Here is a 3,963-nt window from a genome sequence, read left to right on the forward strand (position 1 = left end):
CTCCCAGAACGGCTCGCTTGTGCGGCTGCGGGACGTCGCCCGCATCGAGCTCGGCGCGCTGCAATATTCGTCATCCGCCTTCTTCGGCAAGGACCCGACGGTGGTTTTGGCCGTCTACCAGATGCCCGGCTCCAACGCGCTCGACCTGCAGCAGCGGGTCAAGGACAAGATGCAGGAGCTGTCGCAGCGCTTCCCGAAGGGCGTCCACTACGCCATGCATTACGACACGACGCGCTTCGTGTCGGCCTCGATGCATGACGTGCTGATCACGCTCGGCGAGGCGCTGGTGCTGGTCGTGGCGGTGGTGTTCATCTTCCTGCAGAGCTGGCGCACCACCATCATCCCGACCATCGCCATCCCCGTATCGCTGATCGCGACGCTGGCGATCATGTATATGCTGGGCTTCTCGCTCAACATGCTCTCGCTGCTCGGCATGGTGCTGGCGATCGGCCTTGTCGTCGACGACGCAATCGTGGTGGTGGAGAATGTCGAGCGACAATTGGAAGCGGGCTTGAAGCCGCTTGCCGCGACGCGCGCGGCGATGGCCGAAGTGACCGGACCGATCATCGCCACTACGGCGGTGCTGATGGCGGTGTTCATTCCCGTCGCCTTCATCCCGGGCGTCTCCGGCCGGCTCTACAACCAGTTCGCGCTCACCGTCGCGATCTCGGTCGGCATCTCAGCCTTCAACTCGCTGACGCTGTCCCCTGCCCTGAGCGCCGCCTTCCTGCGCCATCGCGGCGAAACCCAGTTCGTGCTGTTCCGCTGGTTCAACGCCGGCTTCGACTGGCTGTCCCATGCCTATGCCCACGGCGTGCGCATCCTGATCAAGCTGCGCTGGGCGATGCTCGGCCTGTTCGCGGCCGGCCTCGTCGCCACCTATTTCGTCTGGCAGAAATTGCCCTCGACCTTCCTCCCAGTGGAGGACCAGGGCTATTTCTTCGTCGTCATCCAGCTGCCGGACGGCGCTTCGCTCGAACGCACCGACGCGGTGGCGCAGAAGGCGCGCGACATCCTGCAGAACACGCCCGGCGTCGACATCGTCGGCTCGATCAGCGGTCTGAACTTCCTCACCAGCGCCGCGCAGTCGAACTCGGCGGTGGAGTTCGCCATCCTGAAGCCCTGGGATGAGCGCGGGCCTGACCAGAGCGCCTCGAAACTGGTCGAACAGGTGCGCGGCAAGCTCTTGCAGATGCCGGATGCGTTCGCGCTGTCCTTCGATCCACCGTCGATCCCGGGCCTCGGCACCACCGGCGGCTTCGAGTTCCAGGTGGAGGATCTGTCGGGACGCGGCAGCGCTGCGCTGAACGATGTGACGCAGGCGCTGATCGCGGAGGCGCGCAAGCAGCCCGAGCTCAATCCGCAGCAGCTGTTCTCGTCCTTCTCGACCTCGACGCCGCAGTTCAACTACGACCTTGACCGCAGCAAGGCGAAGCTTCTCGGCCTCAACCTGCCCGATGTGTTCAACACGCTGCAGATCTATCTCGGCTCGCTCTACGTCAACGACTTCAACCTGTTTGGCCGCACCTTCCGCGTGACCATCCAGGCCGACAAGGACGCGCGCGCCGACGCCACCGACATCTCCAGGCTCTATGTGCGCAACGCGTCGGGCGGCATGGTGCCGCTGAGCACGCTGGGCAAGCTGGTGCCGATCGTCGGACCCGAGACCGTGCCGCATTACAACAACAATGCCTCGGCCCTGATCAATGGCGGTGCTGCCCCCGGCTTCTCGTCCGGTCAGGCGGTGGCGGCCATGGAGCGGGCGGCAGCGAACGTGCTGCCGCGCGACTTCGGCTACGAATGGACCGGCATCACCTTCCAGGAGCTCAAGGCCGGATCGATCGCCTCGGTCGTGTTCGGGCTGGCGATCGTCTTCGTCTTCCTGATCCTGGCGGCGCAGTATGAAAGCTGGGCGATGCCCTTCATGGTGCTGCTCGCCGTGCCGCTCGCTCTGTTCGGCGCCTTCGTGGTGCTTTTGCTGCGCGGCATGCAGATCGACGTCTACTCGCAGATCGGCTTCGTCATGCTGATCGGCCTCGCGGCCAAGAACGCGATCCTGATCGTCGAGTTCGCCAGACGCCGGCGCGAGGAAGGCCTCACTATCGTCGAGGCCTCGATGGAGGCTGCGCGGCTGAGGCTGCGGCCGATCCTGATGACCGCCTTCGCCTTCATCCTCGGCGTGCTGCCGCTGATGTTCGCGACGGGCGCGGGCGCGGCCAGCAGGCAGTCGATCGGCACCACCGTCTTCGGCGGCATGGTGGCGGCGACCATCCTGTCGCTGGTCTTCGTGCCTGTCTTCTACGCGGTGATCGAACAGCTGCGCGAGCGCGGCGAAAAGGAACCAGCCGAGGGACACCACGACGCCCCTGAGCCAAAGGAAATTGAACCGACCGCCGAGCCGGCGCTTCAGCCGCTCGCCCAGGCGGCCGAATAGGATTGGAGAGCAAAATGCGTAGATGGAAAATCGCTTTAGGCGCCGCCGTCGCGGTGGGCGCAGTGTCGGTTGCAAGCGTCCACCTGCTGAATCCGGGCTATCTCGGCGGCGGCACGGCGGGCGCGGCGCCCGCCCCGGCGGCCTTCGTCATGCCGGTGCCGGTGGTGAATGTCGTGAAGAAGACGCTGCCGATCTATCTCGACTACGCCGCGCGGGTGGAGTCGATCCGCAGCATCACGCTGCAGGCGCGTGTGCCGGGCTATCTGCAGGAGCAGACCGCGGCCGACGGCAGCGACGTCAAGCAGGGCGACCTGCTCTACCGGATCGCGCCGGAGGATTATCAGGCCGCGCTCGACCAGGCGAAGGCGCAAGTGCAGCGCGATACCGCGACGCTGGAATATGCAAAGTCCAATCTCGGCCGCGGCACCGACCTCGCCAAGGCCGGCTATCTCGACAAGGACAGCTTCGACCAGCGCACCAGCAATCTGCGCACGGCCCAGGCCGCCCTTGCCGTCGACCAGGCGGCGGTGCGGACAGCCGAGCTCAACCTTGGCTATGCCGAGATCAAGGCGCCATTCTCGGGCCGGATCGGCCGCAACCAGGCTTCGGTCGGCACGCTGGTCAGCGTCGCCGGCACGGTGCTCAACACGCTGGTGCAGCTCGACCCGATCTATGTGACCTTCAACCCGAGCGAGACCGATCTCGTGCAGATCGAGCAGGCGAGGGCCAACGGTCCGATCGCCGTCGACGTGCTGTTGCCCGGCGAGACCAAGCCCAGCCAGAAGGGTGAGCTGACCTTCATCGACAACACGATCGACCATTCGACCGGCACGATCACGGCGCGCGCCACGATCGGCAATGCCAAGTTCACGCTGCTGCCCGGGCAATATGTGCGGGTGCGGCTGCATGTGAAGGAGCAGCCCAACACGCTGATGGTGCCGCAGGTGGCGCTGGGTTCCAGCCAGCTCGGCAAGTACCTTTATGTCATCGGCAAGGGCAACACCGTCGATCAGAAGCTGGTGTCGCTTGGGCCGACCGACGGCGACCTGATTTCCGTGACCTCCGGCATCTCCGAGACCGACCAGGTGATCACGGGCAATCTGCAGAAGATCGGACCCGGAATGCCGGTTTCTCCCTTGCCGCAACCGAAACCGGCCAGCTGATAACCCCCATCAGTTTCCGGTCCGACGGTGCCCTCGACTCCCACGTCGAGGGCGCCGTTTTGTTATGAGGGTTCAGTCGGTTCCCGATGCCGGTTCCGTACGGGGCCTGCCGGGACTGCTCGCCAGCAATTCGACCAGGCCGGCAATGTCGGCGCGTTCCGCCTTCGCCGGCAGCATGAAGGCGCAATAGGGCTGGCCGAGGCGGACGGAGACGGCAGACAGCGCGATCAACCGACCTGCTTCGAGATCGGCGCTCGCCATGATCCGTTGGCCGAGCGCTATCCCCAGCCCCAGCCGCGCGGCGCCGATCTCGAAGCAGGTCGGTTGATCGCGCTGTCTGCCGTCTCCGTCCGCCTCGGCCAGCCC

At 65.6% G+C, this 3,963-nt stretch carries 2 protein-coding genes and 1 pseudogene; 2 read left to right on the top strand and 1 reads right to left on the bottom strand.

All coding sequences use genetic code 11. From position 1 onward, the window contains the following. Both EOA27_RS26050 and EOA27_RS26055 read left to right on the top strand, forming a co-directional pair. Positions 1-2,434: efflux RND transporter permease subunit (locus tag EOA27_RS26050; RefSeq protein WP_145970535.1), on the top strand; the 2,434-nt coding region annotated here is incomplete at its 5' end. 14 nt (positions 2,435-2,448) lie between these two features. Next, positions 2,449-3,597, top strand: a complete 1,149-nt coding sequence (locus tag EOA27_RS26055; RefSeq protein WP_126078648.1) for an efflux RND transporter periplasmic adaptor subunit — start codon at positions 2,449-2,451, stop codon at positions 3,595-3,597. Positions 3,598-3,669: 72 nt separating this feature from the next. Here EOA27_RS26055 and EOA27_RS26060 read toward each other — a convergent pair. Then, positions 3,670-3,963 (bottom strand): annotated as a pseudogene (locus tag EOA27_RS26060) (hypothetical protein); the annotation flags it as partial.

Origin of the sequence: Mesorhizobium sp. M2A.F.Ca.ET.037.01.1.1 (genome assembly GCF_003998075.1) — a bacterium.
Taxonomy (GTDB): Bacteria; Pseudomonadota; Alphaproteobacteria; order Rhizobiales; family Rhizobiaceae; genus Mesorhizobium.